Annotated in this window: 27 protein-coding genes; 12 read left to right on the plus strand and 15 right to left on the minus strand. The window is 42.8% G+C overall.

Translation table 11 applies throughout. The features are described 5' to 3' along the window. The coding region (locus tag VM932_RS15995; RefSeq protein WP_326280179.1) for a type IX secretion system membrane protein PorP/SprF at positions 1–225 on the plus strand (225 nt) is incomplete at its 5' end. 313 nt (positions 226–538) lie between these two features. Here VM932_RS15995 and VM932_RS16000 read toward each other — a convergent pair. Continuing rightward, positions 539–724 (minus strand): hypothetical protein, encoded by a 186-nt coding sequence (locus VM932_RS16000; protein ID WP_326280181.1) that lies wholly within the window; start codon positions 722–724, stop codon positions 539–541. A 530-nt stretch (positions 725–1,254) separates the two neighbouring features. On the opposite strand from VM932_RS16000, the gene VM932_RS16005 reads away from it, so the two are divergent. Both VM932_RS16005 and VM932_RS16010 read left to right on the plus strand, forming a co-directional pair. Further along, positions 1,255–1,743, plus strand: a complete 489-nt coding sequence (locus VM932_RS16005) for a DUF2975 domain-containing protein (RefSeq protein ID WP_326280183.1) — start codon at positions 1,255–1,257, stop codon at positions 1,741–1,743. Positions 1,744–1,746: 3 nt separating this feature from the next. Beyond that, positions 1,747–1,974 (plus strand): helix-turn-helix domain-containing protein, encoded by a 228-nt coding sequence (locus VM932_RS16010; RefSeq protein ID WP_326280185.1) that lies wholly within the window; start codon positions 1,747–1,749, stop codon positions 1,972–1,974. 143 nt (positions 1,975–2,117) lie between these two features. On the opposite strand, the gene VM932_RS16015 is transcribed toward VM932_RS16010, so the two are convergent. After that, positions 2,118–3,746: a carboxylesterase/lipase family protein gene (locus VM932_RS16015; RefSeq protein WP_326280186.1), complete on the minus strand. Its 1,629-nt coding sequence runs from the start codon at positions 3,744–3,746 to the stop codon at positions 2,118–2,120. Positions 3,747–3,834: 88 nt separating this feature from the next. Between VM932_RS16015 and VM932_RS16020 the strand changes: the two genes are divergently transcribed. The 8 genes from VM932_RS16020 to VM932_RS16055 all read left to right on the plus strand — a co-directional run bounded on the left by VM932_RS16020 (position 3,835) and on the right by VM932_RS16055 (position 10,132). Continuing rightward, the gene (locus VM932_RS16020) at positions 3,835–4,602 is read left to right on the plus strand and encodes an NUDIX hydrolase (RefSeq protein ID WP_326280188.1); all 768 of its coding nucleotides are present in this window, start codon (positions 3,835–3,837) and stop codon (positions 4,600–4,602) included. Positions 4,603–5,022: 420 nt separating this feature from the next. Beyond that, positions 5,023–6,414, plus strand: a complete 1,392-nt coding sequence (locus tag VM932_RS16025; RefSeq protein ID WP_326280190.1) for an amidohydrolase family protein — start codon at positions 5,023–5,025, stop codon at positions 6,412–6,414. A 579-nt stretch (positions 6,415–6,993) separates the two neighbouring features. Continuing rightward, the gene (locus VM932_RS16030; protein ID WP_326280192.1) at positions 6,994–7,506 is read left to right on the plus strand and encodes a hypothetical protein; all 513 of its coding nucleotides are present in this window, start codon (positions 6,994–6,996) and stop codon (positions 7,504–7,506) included. Between the two features lie 300 nt (positions 7,507–7,806). Further along, complete coding sequence (locus VM932_RS16035) at positions 7,807–8,040, plus strand: thioredoxin family protein (protein WP_326280194.1); 234 nt, start codon at positions 7,807–7,809, stop codon at positions 8,038–8,040. Between the two features lie 76 nt (positions 8,041–8,116). Further along, on the plus strand, positions 8,117–8,845 hold the full coding sequence (locus tag VM932_RS16040) for a hypothetical protein (protein ID WP_326280196.1): 729 nt from the start codon (positions 8,117–8,119) through the stop codon (positions 8,843–8,845). 69 nt (positions 8,846–8,914) lie between these two features. Continuing rightward, on the plus strand, positions 8,915–9,178 hold the full coding sequence (locus VM932_RS16045) for a DUF2024 family protein (protein ID WP_326280198.1): 264 nt from the start codon (positions 8,915–8,917) through the stop codon (positions 9,176–9,178). Beyond that, positions 9,175–9,522 (plus strand): gamma-glutamylcyclotransferase family protein, encoded by a 348-nt coding sequence (locus VM932_RS16050; RefSeq protein ID WP_326280200.1) that lies wholly within the window; start codon positions 9,175–9,177, stop codon positions 9,520–9,522. The genes VM932_RS16045 and VM932_RS16050 overlap by 4 nt, the downstream gene beginning before the upstream one ends. 4 nt (positions 9,523–9,526) lie before the next feature. Then, on the plus strand, positions 9,527–10,132 hold the full coding sequence (locus VM932_RS16055) for a MarR family winged helix-turn-helix transcriptional regulator (protein WP_326280202.1): 606 nt from the start codon (positions 9,527–9,529) through the stop codon (positions 10,130–10,132). A gap of 13 nt (positions 10,133–10,145) precedes the next feature. Here VM932_RS16055 and VM932_RS16060 read toward each other — a convergent pair whose 3' ends face one another. Genes VM932_RS16060 through VM932_RS16110 form a run of 11 tightly spaced genes read right to left on the minus strand, consistent with a single transcriptional unit; the run spans position 10,146 to position 22,036 of the window. After that, positions 10,146–11,321, minus strand: coding sequence for a Gfo/Idh/MocA family protein (locus tag VM932_RS16060; RefSeq protein ID WP_326280204.1), 1,176 nt, complete (start codon positions 11,319–11,321; stop codon positions 10,146–10,148). 5 nt (positions 11,322–11,326) lie between these two features. After that, positions 11,327–12,655, minus strand: coding sequence for a Gfo/Idh/MocA family oxidoreductase (locus VM932_RS16065; protein WP_326280206.1), 1,329 nt, complete (start codon positions 12,653–12,655; stop codon positions 11,327–11,329). 3 nt (positions 12,656–12,658) lie between these two features. Continuing rightward, positions 12,659–14,023 carry a 3-keto-disaccharide hydrolase gene (locus VM932_RS16070; protein ID WP_326280208.1) on the minus strand — a complete coding sequence of 455 codons (1,365 nt, stop codon included), beginning with the start codon at positions 14,021–14,023 and terminating at the stop codon, positions 12,659–12,661. Positions 14,024–14,062: 39 nt separating this feature from the next. Beyond that, entirely contained in the window at positions 14,063–15,358 is a 1,296-nt protein-coding gene (locus VM932_RS16075) for a TRAP transporter large permease (protein WP_326280210.1), read from the minus strand. Positions 15,359–15,363: 5 nt separating this feature from the next. Next, complete coding sequence (locus tag VM932_RS16080) at positions 15,364–15,822, minus strand: TRAP transporter small permease (protein WP_326280241.1); 459 nt, start codon at positions 15,820–15,822, stop codon at positions 15,364–15,366. Next, positions 15,822–16,802, minus strand: a complete 981-nt coding sequence (locus VM932_RS16085) for a TRAP transporter substrate-binding protein (RefSeq protein ID WP_326280212.1) — start codon at positions 16,800–16,802, stop codon at positions 15,822–15,824. Before VM932_RS16085 ends, VM932_RS16080 begins: the two co-directional genes overlap by 1 nt. Then, positions 16,799–17,476, minus strand: coding sequence for a bifunctional 4-hydroxy-2-oxoglutarate aldolase/2-dehydro-3-deoxy-phosphogluconate aldolase (locus VM932_RS16090; protein ID WP_326280214.1), 678 nt, complete (start codon positions 17,474–17,476; stop codon positions 16,799–16,801). Before VM932_RS16090 ends, VM932_RS16085 begins: the two co-directional genes overlap by 4 nt. Positions 17,477–17,489: 13 nt before the next feature. Next, positions 17,490–18,536 carry a sugar kinase gene (locus VM932_RS16095; protein WP_326280216.1) on the minus strand — a complete coding sequence of 349 codons (1,047 nt, stop codon included), beginning with the start codon at positions 18,534–18,536 and terminating at the stop codon, positions 17,490–17,492. After that, positions 18,533–19,960, minus strand: coding sequence for a glucuronate isomerase (gene uxaC / locus VM932_RS16100; protein WP_326280218.1), 1,428 nt, complete (start codon positions 19,958–19,960; stop codon positions 18,533–18,535). The genes VM932_RS16095 and uxaC overlap by 4 nt, the downstream gene beginning before the upstream one ends. After that, positions 19,960–21,144, minus strand: coding sequence for a mannonate dehydratase (gene uxuA, locus VM932_RS16105; protein ID WP_326280220.1), 1,185 nt, complete (start codon positions 21,142–21,144; stop codon positions 19,960–19,962). The genes uxaC and uxuA overlap by 1 nt, the downstream gene beginning before the upstream one ends. A gap of 37 nt (positions 21,145–21,181) precedes the next feature. After that, positions 21,182–22,036, minus strand: a complete 855-nt coding sequence (locus VM932_RS16110; RefSeq protein WP_326280226.1) for an SDR family oxidoreductase — start codon at positions 22,034–22,036, stop codon at positions 21,182–21,184. A 130-nt stretch (positions 22,037–22,166) separates the two neighbouring features. On the opposite strand from VM932_RS16110, the gene VM932_RS16115 reads away from it, so the two are divergent. Continuing rightward, positions 22,167–22,835, plus strand: a complete 669-nt coding sequence (locus tag VM932_RS16115) for an NUDIX hydrolase (protein ID WP_326280229.1) — start codon at positions 22,167–22,169, stop codon at positions 22,833–22,835. 158 nt (positions 22,836–22,993) lie between these two features. Here the strand turns inward: VM932_RS16115 and VM932_RS16120 are convergent, their stop codons facing one another. After that, positions 22,994–23,899: an AAA family ATPase gene (locus VM932_RS16120; RefSeq protein WP_326280243.1), complete on the minus strand. Its 906-nt coding sequence runs from the start codon at positions 23,897–23,899 to the stop codon at positions 22,994–22,996. Further along, complete coding sequence (locus VM932_RS16125) at positions 23,866–24,189, minus strand: AAA family ATPase (RefSeq protein WP_326280231.1); 324 nt, start codon at positions 24,187–24,189, stop codon at positions 23,866–23,868. Before VM932_RS16125 ends, VM932_RS16120 begins: the two co-directional genes overlap by 34 nt. Positions 24,190–24,246 lie beyond the last annotated feature (57 nt).

Genomic DNA, 24,246 nt, shown 5'->3' on the forward strand with positions numbered 1-24,246 from the left:
GTGGATGCCTCCCCCATTTCGGTGGAACTGACCGGCATCCTGGACTTAGGGGAACGCTTTGAGTTCGGGGCCAGCTATAGGTACGATGAAAGCATCAGCGGACTGTTCCTCTTCAACATCAGCAACGGCTTCAATCTGGGCTATGCCTATGAGACCTCCATCCAAAACCCCATTGACGGATTGGACAACAATACCCATGAATTGTTTATGAGGATGAAAATGTAATTTCAAACCAAACAAACATGGTATAACATATTGTGAACAATAGGAGCTGCCCAAAAGGAAACAACATTTTTTCGCCTTTTGGAGCAGCTTTTTTTATCAATTAAACAAGAATAAATAGTAGTGCATACTTTGACCGATTAAAAAAGAAAGTGTTTTTCAACGCTTTAAACATTCCTAGATGGCAGCAAAGACAATAGATTTGCCATGCACAACATCGGTTCTGTCCAAGCGACATGGAACCGATTCAAGTCCGAAGGTCGAAACACCATCTTCAAATTATTCGCCTATGCCAACCAATAGGCATAAACTTAGTTCAATTGGAAACACCCTGCTCTTTAAACTTCTCCACACCACTATCAAATTGATAATCTGAACTTTTCAACATTCTACGATAAAGGGTTTCATTCACTGTAACGGGTATATGTAGATAGGGAAATTGGATGTTGTAATTTCTTCCATTTCTACCTACTAATCTAACTTTGACCGGTTTCTTCTCCATAATCTAAAACTTTTTAAATGTTAAACTATTGGAACATACCGATTGATAATCAGCCAAAATGTATTCCAAACCATGAATCATGAATTATTCTTACAAGAATGGTTTTTAAAATGTCAAACTGTCAATTTAAAACTGTTTTCATTGTTGAAAAAATGAAAATAATGACAGGAGTTCTTAAAAATTTCTTAACAAAACTGACAGATTTTCAATGCTTATTGAATTTGGATCCGCCATACTTTGCTTATTGACCAGAGAGTCCACTAGGGATTTTAGGTGAATTAGCCAGGGACGCCCCGGTAAAAAGGAACACTCTTCCAAAGGTGTTTGTTTGGAAGCCCAACGAAATGACCTTAAACCCATAGGCCGAAACAAGCTAAGGTCACAGTCCCTATAAATAGCCATTCCTTTCCATTTGATAAAATGGCCTTATTGAATTTCAATTAGCAATAAATTTTAATTTATTCGATAATTTTTTATTGTTTTTCAATAAATTTTATTTTATTTGCCCCTGGAATCTAAACTTAAGAGAAATGAAAAACATCAAATCACAAATTACAGATCGGGGCTCCACCCTCTTACTAAAATTTGTTGTTATATTTTTGGCCATTGCAGCAATCTGTCTGTTTGGCTTTTTATTGTATGTATCCATTACCTCCGATAGCGTAGGGATATTTAGGCCAATTTTACTGGGAATATGTGCTACTGAAATTCCTTTTCTGTATGCCCTCTACCAGGCCCACAGACTATTGCTTTTTATTGATAGGAACGAGGCATTTTCTAATGCATCGATCAAGGCCTTGAATAAAATAAAGTCGAGTGCCTTTACAATAAGTTTGATGTTTACTGGAGGAATGCCCTATATATATTACGTGGGGGAGGTCGACGATGCGCCAGGCGTTATATTAATGGGGTTGATATTGGTTGCCGTTCCGTTTATAGCCGCAGTATTTGCCGCAGTCTTGCTCAAGCTCTTTCGAAACGGTTTGAATATCAAATCTGAAAATGATCTAACCGTTTAACCTATGGCTATTATAGTAAATTTGGATGTAGTAATGGCCAAGAGGAAGATGTCCTTAAATGAACTTTCCGAGAAAGTAGGCTTGACACTGGCAAATCTTTCAATACTCAAAACGGGCAAGGCCAAAGCAATTAGGTTCAGTACCCTGGAATCGATTTGCAGTGTATTGGACTGTCAACCGGGCGACATCTTGGAATATGTTGATGACCAACAAAATACGATTCTCAATTAACTGTGACCTGCCTAAATTGCAGGCCTGTTTTCGATATTGCACCCATAATGGGAACAGGGGACAATGCCAAAAAGACATTGCCCCCTGTAGTAAAGACGCAGGACAACAAAGGTGCCTTATCGCTGTTTTACCGACGAATGGGATTAATTTTCGTAATCCTTGTCCAAAAACTCGTACCGCGCATCATCCACGGCCTTGGTCAATTTGCTCTCCGTATCTATGATCATTACGGCGGGTTCATTTTCTTTTGGCCCTACGGCTTCCCAATTGGGCAAGTCTTCACCATTGGGATTTCCACTCTTGATAAAGTTGGCAAAAAACTGCTGCATGGTTTTGGAAGCCCTGTAATCCTCGGCGGTCCAGGCATAATCATCCACAAGGTGCAGATTGCCCATAGCGTATTCGATTTCAGCCGCATGTGGCGCGCCGATGGGCTTGGGCATTTGTGGGGCATTGGAATTTTTTTCCACCGTACCGCCCGCCAATCCAGATACCAGATTTTTATCCTTCAATGGGGGCCTTATTTTACTGTATAGATAGCGATATACGGGTTGATCGGAGTTCTTGCGGTGCAAGTCGAACCACTTCCATGTGCTATAGGCTATAAAACGATCGGAAGCAAGGTTGGTTGCCGCCCATTGAAGTTCTTCTTGTGTACCATGTGGATACAGGTCCAAAACAGTTTGATAATTCTTTGGATAGGCCTCCTTCACTTTGGCTACGAACACCTCTTTTGTAATGGGGCCCTGTGTAAAGGCCATACCAGGTATCTCGGCAGAATTCCATCCCACCAATAGTGGAACCTGTGCCTGTTCCCGTGAGGCAAAGGTTTCGGGCAAGGACTTGGTAAGTAAATACCCGTCAATAACCATAGGAAAGCCAAACTTCTTGGATTCATTATAAATCTCGTACAGGTCGCGTGTGCTCAATTTTCTCAATTGGGAAATGTTCTCGATACCAGCATTTTCCAAAAATTGAACGCCCTGCTTTTCCGCCTCTGCCAAAGGAATTGGTGCCATAGTCGGTGGAATGGCAGCTCCGCTTTCCCCAATAGCCCCTGCGATCAGGTCTTTGGACAATGGGGATGCCATCTGTACACTAACCCCAATGGATCCGGCAGATTCCCCAGCTATGGTCACCTGATCTGGGTCTCCGCCAAAGGCAGCTATGTTTTCCTGTACCCATTGAAGGGCCATATTTTGATCTAACTGTCCATAATTTCCCGATGCCCTGTAAGGAGCCTCGGCGGACAACTCTGGATGAGCCAGATTCCCAAAAATATTCAGGCGATAATTAGTGGTTACGACCACAATGCCCTTTTTCGCCATACTTTCACCGTCATAACGATATTCCGATGCATCCCCCGCGACGTTTCCGCCCCCGTAAAAGTATACCAGAACAGGAAGGTTTTTATCGTTACGCTTGGCTGGTGTCCAAACGTTAAGGTAAAGACAATCTTCACTTACCCCGTTGGAGCGGGATTTCATATCGCCGAATACCATGGCTTGCACAGGTCTTGGACCAAAACGCTTAGTCTCTACCACACCCTCCCAAGGGTCCAAGGGCTGAGGGGCCTTCCACCGCAATTCACCAATCGGCGGTTTTGCAAAAGGTATCCCAAAATATTTTTGGATACCCGTATGAGTATCGTAAAGCCCTTCAATAATACCATTCTTGAGTTTGGCTTGAACAGGAAAGGCATTTTTCTGTTGTGAGGCCAGTTCCGACATTACAAAGAGAACCAACGCCACGGAAAGTAGTCGCTTTTTCATTATATCTAGTTTTTCTATTGTTACATATTGTTACAATAGTACTTTGTTTTTACGAGAAAATATACTTTATTTAGAAAAAATTTACATTTTGGCCCAAAAAAAACAAATCCTTACCAAAGAAGACTACATTCCAAACCTGGCATTTGATTCAGTTATTTTTGGTTTTAACGGCAAAAAATTGAAAATACTTGTACTGGAATATCGAAATACTGGTCTTTATGCGCTTCCCGGCGGTTTTGTTGGACGCAATGAGAGTTTGGAAGACGCGGTTGAAAAAGGGGTGAGCGAGAGGACAGGGCTCAAGAACATCTATTTGGAGCAATTTCGGACCTTTGGCGATATGAAAAGGTTTGACCCCGAGCCCATGAAACGGATTTTGAAAATGAATGGGCTGGACATAACATCTCATAGTTGGTTATTGGATCGGTTTATCACCGTTGCCTATTATGCCCTGATTAACTTTGAAAAAGTAATGCCCAAACCAGATCCATTATCCGATGGAATCGATTGGTATTCGTTAGATGAGCTGCCACCCCTGATGATGGACCACCAACAAATTATCGAAAAAGCACTTGAAACCCTCCGAGAAAATCTGGACAAAAAACTTCTGGGCATGAACTTGCTGCCCAAAAAATTTACCATGAAGGAACTGCAACAGGTATATGAGGCCATTACCGGCACCTCCTTTAATCGTAGCGGTTTCCAACGAAAAATGTTGAGTGCAAATACCTTGTTGCGCCATGAAAAAAGGTTTTCTGGAAACTCCCATAAAGCTCCCTATCTGTACAGTTTTAAACCCAATCCATTCGACAATCGGCCAAAAACATACATAACTGATGGAAGTGGATCAAGGTAAGTACTACATAACAAAATTGGTTAAAAAAAATAAAGTGCATACAGTTACATTGCTGGCAACGAATTAAATACAAATGTTCCGCCTTATATTTATTTCAATCCATTTACTTGAATTTTCATCCCCATCGGTGATTTTAAAAAGGAACTGGACCCACTTTTTTCAATAGACCGCTCGATGGAGAGGGTAAAGAATATATCGGGTTTTATTTCACCTGAACATGTCCCCTTCCCTTTTGTACCACACAAATTTTCTGTAAAATACTTACATTTAAGCTTTTATGCACCAAAAGGATTTATTGAACCGTAAGAAAGCTATACCGAACCAAAAATTACAAAACTTGGGGATGGCCAACCCAATTGTCGGTTTGGGCACATAATAATTCAGCATATAATCTAGTTGGCATTCAGAAACTAAATAATTATGTCAAATAAAATATTTTCTTTGCTTATTTTCTTAACGATATTTTCCTGCAAAAACAATTCCACAGAAAATATACAGGGTATTGCTGATTATGCCATTACCAATCTTACCCTCATTGATGGAAGCGGAGCAGACGCCGCGCCCAACGCTACAATTTCCATTAAGGATGAAAAAATATCCAGGATTACTAGAGATCCGGTTGGAATAAATGCAGATTCTATTATTGATGGCACAGGTAAATATGTCATCCCAGGCCTTTTCGACAACCATTTTCATCTTTCTGATGATATTCCCCGTCAGTTTAAGCATTTGATACACTTTGGGGTAACCAATGTCTTTATACCTGCTGGTAGATATATGACTTATCCCGTGGTCCGAAAATACGATTCACTAATTCGGACAAATACTATATCTGGACCTACGCTACGATGGTCTAGCCCCTTCATCACAGTTCCTGGGGGCCACCCTAGAGGGAATGGAGGAATAGAAGGTGAAAATATCCATAGAATTACCTCTACGGCTGAAATCCCAAAAATTGTGGAGGACGCAAAGGCCAACGGAGCTATAGCATTGAAAGTAATGATTGAAGATGGCCCTAGACCGCCTTTTATTGAACGGATTAAGCCCGAGTTAATAAAAAGGTTGAGACAGGAAGCAAACAGGCACAATTTAATGCTAGTGACTCACATAAGTGATAGGATAGAATTGGAAATGTCCGTTGAACACAAGGCCGATGCCATCATGCACTATGTAAACCCTTCCTTAGATTGGGAGAGCGATCTGGAACTTGTTCAAAAAATAAAAGATCAAAACATCTATTGGGTTACAACCGCAATGCTTGGAAAGGCCTATACGACTTACCCTCTTAATCCAGAATTATTGGAATCTGAACATTGGGCGGTATTCGACAAAGAAAAAGAAATCTTAAAAAAAGAGGCCGGGCAGCACAAGGAAATTGCCCTGGGGATAGTTAAAAATTATTACAATTTGACTTTAGAACAATGGAAAGATCATAAAATGCCCTCGCACGCCGACTTTCGAAAGTTGGATTCATTGGGTATTACTATAGTTGTAGGAACCGATAAAGGATCTCCCAATTTATACAATGCATCTGGACTTGGTGTGCATGAGGAAATGCAGATTTATCAAGACGGTGACATGGACCCACTTAACATAATTAAATGCGCCACTCTAAATGCAGCTAAAATGCTAAAGATGGATAAAGATTATGGTACAATTGAAGAAGGAAAGTATGCCAATATGGTGTTGCTTGACAAAAACCCACTTGAAAATATTTCCAATACATTAACTATTAATACAGTCTTCAAATATGGGGAAATACAGAATAGAATTACGAATGCCAACAATGGTAACCGTTACACCGGCCATTGAACAGTGGGAAAAGACCTGTGATAAGTCCTTTTTAGGGCTTTTTGTTTTCAATCCAATCTTTGCAACCTCGATTTTGGGTGTCCCAACAAGGGCAAAGAACAGTTTGTCCGGGGCCTTTTCGGCCGTTCTCACAAAACGAGGGCCCCTGCCAACGTCTGTAGAAAATGTTACCGGATGGGTTCGCTCAACCGGTAACTCACGAACAACTTTTACCGATACCCCCTTTTTCCCTGCATACCTCAGGGTTACGGTCCATTCCCATTTCGGCAATGTTCAACAACGACTTTTTTCGCCAACTTGCGGAACCGGCGCAATGGCTACAAGTAATTGCTTGTACTTGCCTGCTTCTTAATCCCGATAGCCATCGGGACAGGCAAATATTCACAGGCGAAACCGTCGGGACGGAAAGACCTCGTCCCCACTGGTGAAAACAGCAAAAACCGGTGCCAACGGCACCTAAAGGCAATTTGGCAACGTTCTTAATGTCTTTTAAATTATTTGTGAATAAATTCACCTAATTTAAAGCCCAGAAGGTCACTGCGTTTAGCAGGGCGCCGGCAAAAAATCAAAACCAAGCCTATGAACAAAATTATTATAACCTTAACCAGCGTAATTTTTACGCTTAATTCAATTTCAGGACAAACAATCGAAGAAAAATACGCAAAGGACGTAAAATCGATAGAAGCAATAATGAATGCTTATTACGATGTTGTTTCAGGCTCTAGTAGTGAGCCATGGGAATTTGAAAGAGACAGGTATATTCATTCAAAAAATGCTGTTATAACAAGACTGGATAATAACGGAAGTGCAGAATCCCATACGCTTGAAGCGGAATATATTCCAATAGGATTATCACCGAAAGAGGATTTTTACGAAAAGGAACTTAAAAGAAAAGTCAGCAAATATGGAAATATTGCACAGGTTTGGAGCGCATTTGAAATACGGACCGACCCAAAAACGGAGTCTAATATAAGAGGACTGAACAGCATTCAACTACATTACGAAAATGGAAGATGGTGGATTGATAGTTGGACCTGCGAAATGGAATCTGAAAAAAGTTCGGTAGTAACCGAATTTCTAACCAGCGGATAAAAAATATATGCTAACAATGTATCCGAAATTACGGCATCCCAAAGTGTAGGGAGAATAGCCGGATCCACCCGGAAATTGCCAACGTCTATGCCAAATAGAAATTAATGAACACCCTGAACAGCAGGAAAAACCTGTTTAAGCCCTTTCTAAAGGCTTTTTTCAATCCACTTTTTCCGATTTTGACTTTTGTGAAATATAGGGGGTGACCAAAAATAAATCCTTGAAAATTTTAAACAGTTAGGATTCCTTACTATATTTGCATAGGCAATAGTGCCAAAACACAATTTAAACCTTTATCAAATGGCTAAATCAATTTTCTATCATGCTGGATGTCCAGTATGCGTGAGTGCAGAACACGAAATCGTAAATCTAATTGGCGCGGAAAATGTTGAACTCGTTCATATTGGCGAAGACCGCGACCGAATTACAGAAGCAGAAAAAGCAGGAGTAAACTCTGTTCCAGCTTTGTTAACACCAAATGGGAATGTATTGCACATCAATTATGGTGCATCTGTAGCCGACGTAAAAGGCTAAAAAATTTAAACTAATAAGTTAGGAGTCCTAATTTATTATGTGGCTCCTAACTTTTAACCAATTAAATTCCATAAAAATGAAACAAGTATATTTTCTTCTCGGACTTTCCCTTTTAACAGTTAAAACATATGCTTGCAACAAGTGCGAAGATTACAACAACGAAGATTTTCAAATTAAAAATGTGAACGTAAAGCACCAAGATGACCTTGCGGCCACCATTTGGGAAATTACCGTAAAAGGAACGGCTGGTAAAACAACACCGGCACCAGCAGGTCAAATGAACGGAGCACCTGTTTTAGGCTACGTATTCCCAACTACTTTAAAATCTACCGATGTTGGCTTTGGCGATACCGAAGGTATTGTGGCACTTGCCTTGACCTCACACCCCGACTTTGATGACACGCCACTTTGGGATGAAAATGCTGACCGAAATTTTGTCAATGACGGTATTGTTTGGCATCCGCATTGGGTGGTCTTGACACAAGACAAGCGTGTGGAAGGTGGTTTGGCCGTAAAGCAATTTGACCCAAAGGACACAGGTGTGGTTTTACCACCAACCAATCCCGGAATGCCCATGTACATGGACTCACCGGGTTTTCAAGTCATTACGGACAGGAATACAATACGAGTGGTTGTTCCCGATTATCGAATGAACAACAAAACGGATTTTTCCTATGATGGGATTGCAGCCTTTATGCAAGTCAATACGGGCGGAGAAGGTGGGAAAAACAAGCCAATGCTCGGTGTTTACAAAGTATATTCAGTAGCAAGTGGCGACCTGTCGCTACCCTATAAAGTCAAGTAATCTTTTTTGCCCTGCAAAGTAAGGATTCCTATCTTTACAGGGCTTTCTTTTTATCAAAAAAAAACTAAAATGAAAGTAGCAGTCTGGGACACCTATGTAACCAAAAAAGACGGTAGCGTTATGCACTTTGACATTATCGCTCCTGAAGAAATTAGGGATACAGCCTTAATCTACGGTTATGGTAAAGAATATTTAAAGACCAAAACCCAAGAGGGACAAGCTTTAACATCAAAAGAGTGTAGGTTCTGCCACATGGAAACAGTACGGCCCCAATGGGAATCCGAGATTAAACAAAAGGGGTATTCGATCGTTGAAATGGAAAATTGTAAATGAAAGAGAAAACACATTTATTATTCTCTTACGGTACCTTACAGTTAGAGAACGTACAGATTGAAAATTACGGTCGAACCTTAAAAGGAGAGCGAGATAGATTGATTGGGTATACAACTGAAAAAAAACAAATTACAGATCCAACAGTCCTTGTTAAAAGTCAGCTAGATTATCACCCAATTGCCGTTAAATCCGATAATGAAAGTGATGCTATAGAAGGAACTTTATTTGAAATTACGGATACCGAGCTTGCTGAAACCGACAAGTATGAAGTAAGTGAATACCATAGAATACTTGAAACTTTTGAATCAGGAAAAAAAGCTTGGGTCTATGTGGCCAAAATATAACACTATGGAATATCCATCATTCAATTTAAACGAACAAAACCACAAAATAGAGAGCCGAATCGTGGTTGCTTTGGAACGTATTTCGGAAGCATTCAGGGTATTGCTTTGGAACGAAAGTAAAGAAAGCTCATTAAGCCCGATACAAATTCAGATTTTGATATTCATCTCTTTCCATTCCTTGGAAAAATGTAAAGTGGGATATTTGGCAAACGAGTTTAATATGACAAAGGCCACCATTAGCGATAGTGTCAGGGTTTTACTCTCCAAAGCATTGGTTACCAAAGAAAAAGATCCCGCCGACACAAGAAGCTATTCCCTTTCACTTACGGCCGAAGGAAAAAATATTGCCAAAAAAGCGTCTTTTTTTGCTTCTTCCATCCAACAACCAATTGAAAAACTAACACAAGAACAGAAAACAACAATGCTTAACGGGTTGCTGAAATTGATTTATGACCTAAACAAGTCCGGTGTCATTACCATTCAACGGATGTGTTTTACCTGCTCCTTTTACAATGGCAAAAATGGAAATCATTATTGTAATTTATTAAAAACAAAACTTGCCGAATCTGAGATACGGTTGGACTGCCCAGAACACGAAATGGTCAGGTGAACGAAGCATAAGATCAAATCCGTGGACTTACCACAATTTTATCATCATACATGGCATCCAATCCCATTTGCACACAAGCTGCGGCCATGGCACCTGTTTTAGCATTGGAAACGGGCAATGTATTGTTTACGATATTGTCTCTGAAATCAATCAAAGCCTGTTTGCTAGGGTCCTCATGATCAAACTTTATGGGTATACCCTTGCCTTGGTCCCAATTTAAAGTGGCCCCCGAAACACCATCGACCTCACCAATCTCTTTTTCGTAGCTTCCTTCGGGATAGTACCAAGCCTTGACATAATCCAAAATATAGGTTCCCTTATCCCCCATTACCTTGACCTTGTAATCGCCCATGGCGTTACTGGTAAGGCAGGTAAATGATGCCCGTACCCCTTCGGGATAACTGTAGATAAGATGGATATTGTCATAGGTTTCCCTACCATCTTTCCAGTAATCGATGCCCCCTATACCCATGACCTTTTCGGGCATGGCATCCATTACCCAATTGGCAAAATCCAACTGGTGCGAACAAAGTTCAGCCAAAAGCCCACCTGAATATTCCCGGTACATTCGCCAGTTGATCATGCGCTCCCATTTTGGGTCGGGTACAGGACGCCGCCAATTGCCATTTCGGTTCCATTGGCACTCAAAAGCTGTTATCTTGCCAATTTTCCCGTTTATGATTTCCTCCACGACATGCGAATATAAACGGGAGCTATGGTATTGGTGACCTGCTTGAAATATGTTCTTGGATGCATCGGCCGCCGCTACCAATTCCTTTATCCCTTCATATCCTTTTGCCATGGTCTTTTCGCCGTACACATGCTTTCCTGCCTGTAAAGCATCGACAACAATTTTAGAATGTGTACTGAAAGGGGTCGCTACCAAAACGGCATCTACATCCTTATCTTCCAACATTCTTTTGTAGTCAGAATATCCTTTCGCCTTGCCTTCTACTTTTGAAAGCCCCGAGCTAAGCCTAAAGGGAATGACGTCACAACAGGCGACTACCCGCATATTGGGAATCTGGTTGATGAAAGGGATAAGTCCACCACCACGGTCCCCTGTTCCAATTACCCCAATATTGATGGTTTCATTTGCACTGGGAGAGCCATACCCTAGTACGGTTGGAGCATATAAGACTGCGGAACCGGCCAAACTACCTTTAACCATAAAGTCTCGACGCTTCATACTACTTAAAGTTTAGGTTCCCAGCCTTTTTCGTACTCCCTTTTCCAGCTTTGCATGGCTTTTTCACTGTTTAATACCTTGCCTGTTTGGGTGTTTATTTCGATGGTATGCCCGGCGTCGTGGGCCATATTTCCCAAGTGGCAGAGCATGGTGGAAACGCTTGCATCCCTTATATCAGAATTTAGGGAATTATCTTTTCGGATAGCATTGAAGAAGTTGGACACATGATCCACATCCAGTCCTCCGATGCCTTGGGTGTTGGTGGTAGCACTGAGTTCTTTTTCAAATTCAATTTTAATCGGGTTACCTCCAAGATCGTACAACTTGTAAAAATTTCTACTCAGTTCAATCACACCTTTGCTTCCATAAATAGTGATTCCCCGTCCAGGTCGCTCCGGTTTCATTATACCGCGGCTGTGGGAGGTCCATGTAACGAATTTATCCCCTGGGAATGTATAGGTCACTTGCTGATTGTCGGGGAATTCCCAGTCATCATCATAAGTGTACTTTCCCCCAAACGCTGTTACTGTTTCGGGCAGATCCACGCCAAGTGCCCAGCGGCAAATATCAATCTCGTGGGTACCGTTGTTATGGATTTCTCCCGTGCCCCAATTCCGGAACCAGTGCCAGTTATAAGGGTGGATGTTATCCCGATAATTTTCACGAGGCGCAGGACCTTGCCACATATCCCAGTTTAAGGTCTGGGGTACTTCAATCGTCTTTCCGTGCCCAATGGAACCGCGGTTATTGGAATAGTAGGCCTCCCCTTTGAAAACCTCTCCGATCACACCTTTTTTGATGTCTTCCACTGCCGAAATCGAAGTCTTGGCCGATCGCTGTTGGTTGCCCATCTGAACTTTTTTTCCATACTTTTTTTGGGCCGCGACCAACAGATCATTTTCATAAGGGTTATGGCTACAAGGCTTCTCCACATAAACGTGCTTTCCCGCCTGTAGGCCCATAATGGCCATGGGAGCATGCCAATGTTCGGGCGTGGCAATAAAGATGGCATCCACATCCTTATCCTCCAAAATCTTACGGAAATCCTTTTCTACCTTCGGTACATATCCTATGCGTTCTTGGCACCAAACATTGTGTTCTTCCAGAATGGTATCGTCCACATCACAACTGTATAAAATTTTGGCGTTGACATCTTGGTGAATCGCCAACACATGTGCCTTGGCCCGGCTCCTTACACCTATTACCGCACAATTGATATGATCGTTGGCTCCCAGAATTCGGGCATTGGCCCAAGAGGGAAATACTGTAGCGCCCAAGGTAACAGCAGCGGTACCTGTAGTTGTTTTTTTTATGAAATCGCGTCTTGTAGTCATGGTTTACGGCTTTTTAATAGGTTTTATCTTGATGTTCTTAAAGCTTACACGATCTCCATGATCCTGTAACAATATGTGACCTCTATCGACCTCCCCAAAATTGGGCCATTTTACATACTTGCTTTCGGAGACCAGTTTGCGATATGCTTCGCTTTTTCGCTCGTATTCCAAGACTTTTGTGCCATTGAGCCAATGCTCCACATGGTCGTCTTTTGAAACTATACGGGCCGTGTTCCACTCTCCAATAGGATTAATGGGCTTATTGGCATCTGCCTGTATAAGGTCATATAAAGAAGCAACTGTACGGCTACCTTCATGGTTGCCCAGTTTGGCATCTGGATGTCGTTCATCATCCAAAATTTGATATTCCAGTCCGATGGAAGAGCCCGGACCCTTGTTCAAATCGGTGTCCACATAGTATTTGATGCCACTGTTGGCACCCTCGGTCAATTTAAAATCCACTTTGAGCTCGAAATCCCCATACAGCTCAGTGGTCACAATATCGCCACCGGCGGCCGATTCTTCACCCCCAGAGGAGAGAACGGTCAATACGCCATCCTTAATCTCCCATCCTTTCTCTGGAAAATCATCCAGACGGGCACCGCGCCATCCCAAGGTGGTCTTGCCGTCCCATAACAATTCCCATCCATTTTTTTCCTCATCAACAGTAAGCTGGTTTTTGGTCGTTACTGGTTCCAAGGGCATTTCTTTACTGTATTTTGAAAGACTATCGGTCAAAATTTTGATGTTCTTCCAGGCAATCTCCGTTCCCTCCTTTTGATCTTTGCCAATGCTGTGTACTTGAAGCGCAATAAAGCCGCTTGCCGTTTTGTCATCTATCAAATGGGCCGCTGGTATCCCATTGATCCAGGTTTGGATCGTATCTCCGATGGCCTCGATGCGATAGTGGTTCCAATCGTTTTGTTTGAAGGCTTTTTGGGCAGCTGGATTATCTTCCAAGCTAACGAGCCAACCTCTACGACCTTCGTCATAGATTCCAGCGCTCCATGCCCTGTCCGATGGGTCTATCTCAATCTGATAGCCGTGCACCCTTCCATTTTGATAATACGGAAAGCTGTTGCTTCGTATTTGGACTCCCGAATTCATGGTAGGATCCACTTTATATTCCAATTCCAAGATAAAATCATCGTACATCCCATCTGTTGTCAAAAAGGAATTGGGCGTATCATGCACCGTGGACCCCACGATCATATCATCTTTTACCGTATAATTAGCCTCACCGCCCTTTTGGGTCCATCCGTTGAGGGTGCCGTCGAATAGGTCGACCCAAGGCGCATCGTCTTGGGGAGCTTTGGCACATCCCCAACAAAGCAGGAGTGCCAATGTTCCGAATTTTAATTTGTTCATTTTATGTGTCATTAGTCAAACGTTTACGTTACAAATCAATTAAAGGCCAAAAAGACCTGGCAACCACAAGGTCAACTCTGGAATATACGTAATCAGAAACAGAGCCAAGACCATGGCCGCAAACAAGGGCAACAGGGGCCTTATCACTTTTTCAATGGATGTTTTTGCCACACCTACCCCTACAAAGAGTACCGAGCCCACAGGGGGCGTGCACAGTCCAATGCAAAGGTTCAAGATCATGATGATGCCAAAATGCACCGGATCTATCCCCAATTTTGTTACGATAGGCAAAAATATCGGGGTGAAAATGAGGACGGCCGGGGTAATGTCCATAAAGATACCCACGAACAACAATATTAAGTTTATGATGAGTAATAGGGCAATCTTGTTATCGGTAATGGACAAAAGCCCTGCACTGATGTCCTGTGGGATATGCTCAAAGGAAAGCGCCCACGACATGCTCATAGAGGCTGCTATCAACAGCATGACAACAGCCGTAGTGGCGGAGGCATTCAAAAAGATATTGGGTAGTTTTTTAAACGTTATCTGTTTGTAGACAAAGCCCAACAATAAACTGTAGAGCACTGCAATGGCCGAAGCTTCGGTAGCTGTAAATATGCCCGCCACGATACCCCCGATGACCAAAACCAATAGGAACAAGCTTGGAACTGCATCAACAAAAGTTTTAAAAACCTGCCTGAAGGAACTCCGTTGTCCCGTACCATACCCTTTCTTTTTGGCCCACAGCATGGCAACCACCATCAACAACAGCCCCGTGATCAGCCCGGGGATGTAGCCGGCCAAGAAAAGTGCGGCAATGGATGCACCCCCACTTGCCAAGGAATACACAATCAAAATGTTGCTGGGGGGAATCACCAATCCTGTTGTGGCCGAGGTGATGTTGACAGATACGGAAAACCCCTTGTCATACCCTTCTTTTTCCATTTCAGGGCCTAGGATGCTCCCCATGGCCGAGGCGGAGGCCATGGCCGATCCTGCAATGGCGCCCATGAACATGGCCGATATAATATTAATGAGAGCGAGTCCCCCAGGCAAAGCCCCGACCAAGGTCTTGGCAAAGGCAATCAATCGGTGGGCAATTCCTCCGTGGTTCATCAATTCTCCGGATAAAATAAAAAATGGAATGGCCAGCAGTGCAAAACTATCCAATCCTGTGGCCATACGCTGTGATATGGTCGCCAATGCCGGCAAGTAGGGAACACTGACCAATAAAGTCAACATGGAGGAGATGGCTATACTCCACGCCACAGGGGTACCTATGGCCAAAAGGCCCACAAAACTGATGATCAAAACAAGTAAGGGTATGTAATCCATAAGGCTCAATCCATTATTATTTCCACAACTTTGTTATAGACCACTATCAGTCCGCTCAAGGGAATCACGATATATACGTATGCCAAGGGCAAGCCCAATGCAGGGGAAAGCTGTTTGAGTTCATAGGTAGTGTACACCAACCATCCGCCACCCGTTACCATTGCCGCAAGACAGAACAGTATGATGAAACCTGATACCACCCTTTTCAATAGTTTTTGATTTTTGGCACTGGCACGTTTGGCCAGTACATCTATGGCCACATGACCATTCTTTGCCGATACATAGGCAGCTCCCAACAATCCCAACCAAATCATAAGAAACCGGGCGAGTTCATCCGTAAAGGCACTTGGTTCACCTATAACATACCTACTGAACACCTGCCAGAGTACATTCAGCACCATCAGACCCATCAGTACTACCAGTAAATGTGCCAAAATGTTTTCCAATGCCCTTTTGAGTCCCATCACTTTGCCAATGATTTGATTTGTTGTATCATTTTATTCAATGCTGCATCATCTTCATACGGCCGGTACATTTCCCGTGTCATTTTGATAAACGGTTCCTTATCGGGATACGAAATCTTTACCCCTGCTTTCTGGACTTTTTCCAGTGCTTCGGCTTCCGATATGGCCCACAATTTTCTCTGATGGGCCAAAGATTTTTTTACTGCTTTTTGGACCCATCCCTGTTCCTGCTCCGAAAGGGTACCCCAAAATTGGGTGCCAACGATCAAGACGTCGGGGGAAAAGGTATGTTCGTCCAACGAATAATAGGGACACACCTCATAATGCTTGGAAAGGTAAAAACTGGGGGGATTGTTCTCCGCTCCGTCCACCACGCCCTGTTGCAGGGATGTATAGAGCTCTCCCCATGAAATGGGCGTGGGCGAACCCCCAAGACTTTTGACCATATCTATGGCCGTAACACTTTCCATTACCCTGATCTTGAGCCCCTCTAGGTCATCCGGGGCAGTTATGGGCTCGTGTTCAGTATAAAAACTTCGAAACCCGGCATCGTAATAGCCCAGACCTTTTAATCGAAATTGTTCGGCATTGTCCAACAATGCTTGCCCAATAGGACCATCCAGCACCTCAAATGCGTGTTTCCTGCTCTCAAAAAGATAGGGGAGCCCCAGTATCCTGGTCTTCGGGGCAAAATTTTCCAAGGTGGCAACCGATACCTTGGTCATATCCAGACTGCCCAGTTGAATCAGCTCCAGAATTTCACGTTCGGTGCCCAATTGTTGATTGGGATAGATTTCTACACGAAGTCTGCCCTTGGAAACACTGTCAAGATCTTCCCCCATTTTAACCATGGCCTTGTGCACGGAATGGTTAACATCCAAACCATGGGCCAACCTTATGGTCTTTGTGCTACTGGCCTCTTCACAACTAGTGGCGAAAAGTAAAGCACACAATAAAAAAATGATGGGAACGTGTTTCATTGTTTTTCCCTTCTGATTGTTGCTATCAATTTCAAGGTGTCTGCCACTTTTTTCTGTAAACCTTCAAAATCTTTACTTTCCAAAATATCTTTGGAAATCAATTTTGAACCCATGCCCAAACAGGTTACTCCTGCATCAAACCAAGCTTTGAGGTTTGATTCCTCTGTGCTTACCCCACCTGTTGGCATAATGCTTGTCCAAGGTTGGGGTCCCTTGATGGCCTTTACAAACCCTGGCCCATAGGTGGACCCCGGAAAGAGCTTGATCAATTCACAACCTAATTCTTCGGCTTTATTGATTTCGGTCAAAGAGCCACAGCCCGGCGACCAAAGTACTTTTCTGCGATTACAAACTATGGCGATATCTTCCCTTAAAGATGGGGTTACCACAAAGTTTGCTCCCATTTGCATATACAGGGATGCCGCCGCCGCATCGGTAATGGATCCAACGCCCATGATCATCCCCGGAAGTTCTTTCTGGGAATATTTGTTCAATTCTGAAAAAACCTCAAAGGCAAAATCGCCTCGTGCCGTGAACTCCATCAAACGGGCACCGCCATCATAACAAGCCTTGAGCACCTTTTTGCCCAATTCGATATCGGGGTGGTAAAAAAGAGGCACCATTCCGGTGTCCCTCATAGTATTTACTACATCAATTCTTGAAAATTGTGCCATTTTATACCTTTTGTTAGCGAGCCACCCTTCCGGATGCATCCCCGCTCATTAATTTTTCTACCTCGGCCACTGTCACAAGATTGGCATCTCCTTTTATAGTGTGCTTTAAACAAGAAGCCGCAACGGCAAAGTTCAATGCCTTTTGATTATCGTTCGGATAGGTCAAAAGTCCATAAATCAATCCCCCCATAAAGGAATCCCCTCCGCCGACCCGATCTACAATATGTGTAATTTGATACTGGGGCGATTTGAACATGGTCTTGCCATCATACAACACTCCTGCCCATGTATTGTGCGATGCCGATATTGATCCCCGTAGCGTGGTTATCACCTTTTTGGCGTTGGGAAATCGTTTGATCATCTGTTGACACACGGACAAAAATGCTTCAGCCTTAACATGTTCCCCTTGTTTTGTAATGTCCAGTCCTTCCGGTTTGATGCCAAAATGCTTCTCTGCGTCCTCTTCGTTGCCCAGAACAATATCGCAGTACGAGGTCAGTTCGGACATGATCTCCTCCCTCTTTGCATCATCGCAGTATTTCCAAAGTTTGGCGCGGTAGTTTAAATCCGTGGATATGGTAACCCCATGTTTTTTTGCGATCTTCACGGCCTCGATACAGGCATCTGCCGCTCCCTGTGATATGGCGGGGGTAATTCCGGTCCAGTGAAACCATTCCACATCCTTGAACACACTGTCCCAATCCACCATACCAGGCGCTATCTCTGCCATGGCAGAATGTGCTCTATCGTAAATTACCTTGCTACCGCGGCTTACGGCACCGGTCTCCAAGAAATAGATGCCCAAACGCTCACCTCCAAAAATAATATTGTCCGTACCTACCCCGCGCTTTCTCATTTCCATCAGGGCACATTCCCCAATGTCGTTCTTTGGTAGGCGCGTCACAAAATCCACGGGTACGCCGTAATTGGCAAGGGATACCGCCACATTGGACTCTCCTCCCCCGTAGACCACATCAAAACTGTTGGTCTGTGAGAACCTTAGGAATCCCGGAGGGGCCAATCGTAACATGATCTCACCGAACGTGACTACTTTTTTCATTCCGTTATGTCTATTTTTTGATTATACCCTAAATTAAAATAGGCCTTGGCATTTCTATAGCAAATGTCTTGAACCAAGCTACCTATGTATTCGATGTCATTGGGGACTAGGCCCTTTTTTATATCATTCCCCAATATATTGCACAACAATCTCCTAAAATATTCGTGCCTGGGAAAGGATAGAAAGCTCCGGGAATCGGTGAGCATACCCACAAAACAACTGAGCAACCCCATATTCGATACTGCATTAAGTTGCCTTTCCATGCCGTCCAATTGATCGTTGTACCACCATCCCGAGCCCATTTGTATCTTTCCCCGAACACTACCATCATTGAAGTTTCCTGCCATGGTTGCAAAAACTTCATTTAGAGCGGGGTCAAGATTATATAGGATGGTCTTGCCAAGCTGTCCCGTACCTTCCAGGGTGTTCAAGAATTTGGCAAGGTTTATGGCCTGCGGAAAATCGCCTATCGAATCAAACCCTGTATCGGGTCCTAACAACCCCAATTTTCTTTTGTTTGTGTTTCGAAGTGCCCCCAAATGGAATTGCTGCACCCATCCCAATTTATGGTATTCCCGACAAAGGTGAACCAATGTTTCAAAGGTAAAGTACTGAATTTCTTCGATTTCCAAAGGAACACCGTTCATCACCTTTGCAAAAATGGCCTCAATACCATAGCTGTTCATCTCAAAATGGTACAACTGTTCCAGTCCATGGTCAGAGAGACGACAACCGTTTTCATGGAAATATGCCATCCTTTTTTTTAGGGCCGTGATCAAATCCTGATAGGATTTTATTTGGATTCCGGAGACTTCACCCAATCTTTCCAAATATGTTCTGTAGGCATTATTGTCCTCAATAGCATATACCTTATCTGGTCGGAAGGTCGGTAGCATTTTAGGCGAAGCATCTTCCTTTGCCATGCTGCGATGATGTGCTAAAGTGTCCGTGGGGTCATCCGTGGTACAGATCACCTCTACGTTGCACTGTTCCAACAGTCCAATTGTACTATGGCCTTTCTTTTGCAGTTGCTCTTTGGTATCCCGATAAATCCGTCCAGCATTGCTGCTTGTAAGCAGGTCATCGATTCCAAAGTAACGTTGCAGCTCCAAGTGTGTCCAATGATATAAGGGATTTCTGAGTGTGTAGGGAACCGTCTCGGCCCATTTTTGAAACTTTTCTTCGTCGGATGCGCCTCCTGTAATGAACTGTTCATCAATGCCAAAAGTTCGCATTGCCCTCCATTTATAGTGGTCATCCGTCAACCAGGCCTCAGTGATATTTTTGAACTGGTGATCACTGGCAACATGTTCGGGCGACAAGTGGTTGTGGTAATCAATTATGGGCATTTCCTCCGCAAAGCTGTGGTATAATTCCTCCGCCTGTGGGGTTTCAAGTAAAAAGCTGTCTTTTATAAATGCCATTAGGGTAAGGATTTTTCAATACCGTACATGAGTCCCCTTAATTCCGCAAGACCCCGTAAGCGTCCTATCGCGGAATATCCGGGATTTGTTTTCTTGCTGATATCGTCCAACATTTGGTGCCCATGGTCGGGCCGCATGGGCATGCGTTGGTTCTTTGCATTTTTCTTCTTGCGGATAAGCTGTTCTTTAAGCAATGCATGCATCACTCCATACATATCCACATCACCATCCAAATGGTCCGCTTCATGGAAATTGCCCAGTGCATCTCTTTTGGTACTTCTTAGATGTATAAAATTGATTTTTTCCGATAAACGATCGGCCATGCCCAACAAATCATTGTCCGCCCTGACCCCGTAAGATCCTGTACAAAAACAGAGTCCGTTGTGGGGACTGTCATAGGCTTCAAGCAGTTTTTTGGCATCTTCTTCAGTACTGACCACTCTTGGGAGCCCCAGAATGGGATATGGAGGGTCATCCGGGTGGATTGCCAAAAAAACACCGGATCTTTCCGCAGTTGGCCCTATTTCCTTGATAAAGCTGTACAGGTTTTCCCTAAGTTCTTTATCCCCAATTTCATTGTAGGTGTTCAAGGCCTGCTGAAACTGCTCCAACGTATAGCCTTCCTCAGCACCTGGCAGACCGGCAATAATATTTTCAATCAAACTGTTCTTGGCATCCTCATCCATTATATCGAATTGCGTCTTGGCGCGCTCAACACTTTCCTTGGAATAATGGTCAAAAGCCTTTTCTCGATTCAATATAAAGAGTTCAAATGCGGCAAATTCAATGGCATCAAACCGAAGTGCAAAGGAACCATCCGGCATTTTATAGGAAAGATCGGTCCGGGTCCAATCCAAGATCGGCATAAAATTGTAGCACACCGTATCTATTCCACATAAACCAAGATTTTCAATGCTTTGTTTGTAATTCGCTATATACTCTTTATAGTTTCCCCTTCTTTTTTTAATATCCTCATGGACGGGTATGCTCTCCACTACAGACCAAGTAAGTCCCGAAGCCTCTACTTCTTTTTTTCTTTTGTTTATTTCCGATGTGTGCCAAACATCTCCATTTGGAATATGGTGCAATGCCGTTACGATTCCAGTTGCGCCCGCCTGCCTGATATCCAAAAGGGAAACAGGGTCTTTTGGTCCGTACCATCGCCATGTCTGTTCTAATCCCATGAATATTGAATTTTTATTACTTCTTGATTTCTTTTTCCTAAACGCCGCTAAATGCACTGAACCCTCCATCGATGGGAACCACAATACCTGTTATAAATTTTGATTGTTCACTGCTCAACCATAAAGTGGTGCCCACCAAATCCTCCGGTTCGCCAAAGCGTCCCATGGGGGTTTGATCGATTATCGTGGTACCCCTTGGGGTCAACCCACCATCGTCTTTGGTCAATAAGCTTCTGTTCTGATCTGTTAGAAAAAAGCCAGGCGCCAAAGCATTGACCCTAATGTCCACTTTGGAAAAATGGACCGCAAGCCATTGGGTAAAATTCGAAACGGCAGCCTTAGCCCCGCTATAGGCCGGTATTTTTGTAAGCGGTGTAAAGGCATTCATTGATGAGATATTCAGAACGCTACATCCTGTGCGACCGACCATTTCCCTAGAAAAAATCTGTGTGGGCAAAAGGGTTCCAATGAAGTTTAAGTTGAACACAAATTGAATCCCTTCCATATCCAAATCAAAGAATGTTTTAAAATCCTCTGCTGTCCTTTCCAAGTCCTTCTTGAGTAAATAGGGCTCACTGGTCGTTCCCAAAGGATGGTTTCCTCCTGCCCCATTGACGAGAATATCGCAAAAACCGAATTTTTCAGCAATCTCCTTTTTGGCAGCTTGTAGGCTTTCTCGATCAAGCACATCCACTTTGACGGCCATTGCATTGCCCCCGGCATCAATGATTTTTTCCGCAACGGTCTGGGCGGATTCCATATTCAAATCCAGAACGCAGACCTTTGCACCTTGGTCAGCAAAAGCTCTGGCCAGGGTACTGCACAAAATACCGCCACCGCCTGTTATTGCGACAACTTTGCCTTTCAATTCTTTATATTTGGGATTATCCATTGCTATTTTTTTTCTTTGGACAAGGTATTGAATCAGGTGAAAAATTTATTCTGTGTACTTTATACATGGTTTCAAATATATAAATTTTTGCTATCCATTCAGAGAAAATACCAAAATTTTAGACAAAAAAATGAAAACTCAAGAAAAACTCCAGGATATTCAAGTAAAACCGGATTCGTTCGAATGTTCCGTCACTGCCGACATTACGGTTTTTGGATATGTTGATGGCAAACTAAAAATCTTGCTTATAAAAAGGTCGTTGGGACACTTTAAAAACCAATGGCATGTCCCTGGAGGCGTAATGGAGGAACATGAAACCATTGAGGACTGTGCGGCTAAGGTTCTTTTTTCCCTGACAGGGTTCAGGGACATACACTTTGAACAGGTAAAGACTTATACTACCTTGGACAGGCACCCTTTAAAGCGAGTTATTACAGTGTGTTTTTATGCTTTGGTAAAGCCTGAGAACCATCCCTTGACACTAAGGGACAATATTACGAGCATTGATTGGTTCGATGTGGACAATATTCCCAAAAATCTCGGGTATGATCATGAAAAACTAATCAACGAAGCGTATTCATTTGTGCAGAACAATTTAAAGCATAGGCTTATCCTTGGCGAACTTCTTCCGAAGGAATTTACCTTACAGGAACTTCAAAACTTATATGAGGATATTTTGAATATTGAACTGGACAGAAGGAATTTTAGAAAGCGTATATTCCAAATGGATGTTTTGGTAAACACCGAGAAAAAAAAGCAGGGTGTTAAGGGAGGGCCGTATCTATATAGGTTAAAATAATGGTGGGCTGTGACATAATCCTTGCCAAATTATATTGAGAAATCCTCCAACATAACACAAAAACCTAACTTTCTAATCAATACGATCAGATATTGGATACTCAAATTTTCCAATTTTAGTGGTCCCAACCATCCGGCACATTCAATTTTGACAATTAACTAATATAGAAACCCGAAAAGCCAAAGCGGTATTTTGTTTTGGGAGCCATACAATATGTTATCGGCCACGACATAAGAGTTCGCGACTGTCTTTATCTGTTTATGGCTTTTCCCTTTGCCCCCAATCTCAAAGGTGAATTGACCATCAACCAAAAAGTCGCCTAAATCAGTATACCCAAGCGTATGCCGATATCTCAATTGATTGGAGAAAAAAGTTTCTCTAAGATTCCCTATGTTAGCATTATTCCGTGCCAGTAAAAAGATTGAGTTAGTATTTTCCAGATAAACCTTGGAAGGTTTCTGGAGCTTGCTGATACCATAAGGGTCTTTATAAAGGTTATAGGTCAGTCCGATTTCATCCAAATAGTTTAGATAGGACAATAAGGTTGCTCTATTAATGCCAATCTTATCGCTCAACTTGCTTACATTCGGAACAAAGGGAACAGATTCCGCTATGATTACCAAAAGCTGTTTCACTTTGGTCACATAGGCCATATCCACGTTTCGCAATAATGGCAATTCAATTTCCAGAATCATGTTCACTACTTCCCCAAGGCGTATTTCGTAAAGGTCGAGCCCTTCCCTATAAAAGGGATAATATCCATGTTTAAGGTAGCTATCGAAATATTGAAGTGGCTTTATCTTGTCATTGATTTGTTGAGTCACTTCAATATGGTTTTCCAAGATTTGATCAAGGGACAATGGTTTAAGGAGAGTTCCCGATTCCACCCCGATATATTCCCGGAAAGAAAAACCTTGCATGGTATAAACCACGGCTCTTCGACTTAAATCGGCACGAGCGTTCAATATTTCAAGAAGTGAGGATCCCGTAAAAACGATTTTTAGGTTTGGGTAACTATCATTTATATTCTTTAGTTCCTGTGCCCACCCGGAATATTTGTGCACCTCATCCAAAAAAAGATATTGCCCCCCTGACGTTCAAAATCGCGGACCAATTCGATAAGGGAATGGTGATTGAACCAAATGTCATCCAAGCTCACATATAGCGTCTGTCCAAGGGAGCTGCTTAGGTTCAACTTGATATATTGTAGCAAAAGTGTGGTCTTTCCAATACCTCTTGCTCCTTTTATACCAATCAGCCTCGCTTCCCAACGAATCTCATCCATAATCGACCTAACGAAATCGGTGGAAGTATGTTTTAACTTTTGCTGAAATTGCTCAAATAAAAAATCCATTTTGTTTACTTTAACAAACAAAATCAGTTAATTCTTGTACACCGCAATAAACAAAAA

It is taken from the genome of Flagellimonas halotolerans, assembly GCF_035818535.1.
GTDB lineage: Bacteria > Bacteroidota > Bacteroidia > Flavobacteriales > Flavobacteriaceae > Flagellimonas > Flagellimonas halotolerans.

Coding starts and splice junctions, on each gene's coding strand:
- VM932_RS16000 (WP_326280181.1), bottom strand. CDS start 724: ATGGAGAAGAAACCGGTCAAAGTTAGATTAGTAGGTAGAAATGGAAGA.
- VM932_RS16005 (WP_326280183.1), top strand. CDS start 1,255: ATGAAAAACATCAAATCACAAATTACAGATCGGGGCTCCACCCTCTTA.
- VM932_RS16010 (WP_326280185.1), top strand. CDS start 1,747: ATGGCTATTATAGTAAATTTGGATGTAGTAATGGCCAAGAGGAAGATG.
- VM932_RS16015 (WP_326280186.1), bottom strand. CDS start 3,746: ATGAAAAAGCGACTACTTTCCGTGGCGTTGGTTCTCTTTGTAATGTCG.
- VM932_RS16025 (WP_326280190.1), top strand. CDS start 5,023: ATGTCAAATAAAATATTTTCTTTGCTTATTTTCTTAACGATATTTTCC.
- VM932_RS16030 (WP_326280192.1), top strand. CDS start 6,994: ATGAACAAAATTATTATAACCTTAACCAGCGTAATTTTTACGCTTAAT.
- VM932_RS16035 (WP_326280194.1), top strand. CDS start 7,807: ATGGCTAAATCAATTTTCTATCATGCTGGATGTCCAGTATGCGTGAGT.
- VM932_RS16040 (WP_326280196.1), top strand. CDS start 8,117: ATGAAACAAGTATATTTTCTTCTCGGACTTTCCCTTTTAACAGTTAAA.
- VM932_RS16045 (WP_326280198.1), top strand. CDS start 8,915: ATGAAAGTAGCAGTCTGGGACACCTATGTAACCAAAAAAGACGGTAGC.
- VM932_RS16050 (WP_326280200.1), top strand. CDS start 9,175: ATGAAAGAGAAAACACATTTATTATTCTCTTACGGTACCTTACAGTTA.
- VM932_RS16055 (WP_326280202.1), top strand. CDS start 9,527: ATGGAATATCCATCATTCAATTTAAACGAACAAAACCACAAAATAGAG.
- VM932_RS16060 (WP_326280204.1), bottom strand. CDS start 11,321: ATGAAGCGTCGAGACTTTATGGTTAAAGGTAGTTTGGCCGGTTCCGCA.
- VM932_RS16065 (WP_326280206.1), bottom strand. CDS start 12,655: ATGACTACAAGACGCGATTTCATAAAAAAAACAACTACAGGTACCGCT.
- VM932_RS16070 (WP_326280208.1), bottom strand. CDS start 14,023: ATGAACAAATTAAAATTCGGAACATTGGCACTCCTGCTTTGTTGGGGA.
- VM932_RS16075 (WP_326280210.1), bottom strand. CDS start 15,358: ATGGATTACATACCCTTACTTGTTTTGATCATCAGTTTTGTGGGCCTT.
- VM932_RS16080 (WP_326280241.1), bottom strand. CDS start 15,822: ATGGGACTCAAAAGGGCATTGGAAAACATTTTGGCACATTTACTGGTA.
- VM932_RS16085 (WP_326280212.1), bottom strand. CDS start 16,802: ATGAAACACGTTCCCATCATTTTTTTATTGTGTGCTTTACTTTTCGCC.
- VM932_RS16090 (WP_326280214.1), bottom strand. CDS start 17,476: ATGGCACAATTTTCAAGAATTGATGTAGTAAATACTATGAGGGACACC.
- VM932_RS16095 (WP_326280216.1), bottom strand. CDS start 18,536: ATGAAAAAAGTAGTCACGTTCGGTGAGATCATGTTACGATTGGCCCCT.
- uxaC (WP_326280218.1), bottom strand. CDS start 19,960: ATGGCATTTATAAAAGACAGCTTTTTACTTGAAACCCCACAGGCGGAG.
- uxuA (WP_326280220.1), bottom strand. CDS start 21,144: ATGGGATTAGAACAGACATGGCGATGGTACGGACCAAAAGACCCTGTT.
- VM932_RS16110 (WP_326280226.1), bottom strand. CDS start 22,036: ATGGATAATCCCAAATATAAAGAATTGAAAGGCAAAGTTGTCGCAATA.
- VM932_RS16115 (WP_326280229.1), top strand. CDS start 22,167: ATGAAAACTCAAGAAAAACTCCAGGATATTCAAGTAAAACCGGATTCG.
- VM932_RS16125 (WP_326280231.1), bottom strand. CDS start 24,189: ATGGATTTTTTATTTGAGCAATTTCAGCAAAAGTTAAAACATACTTCC.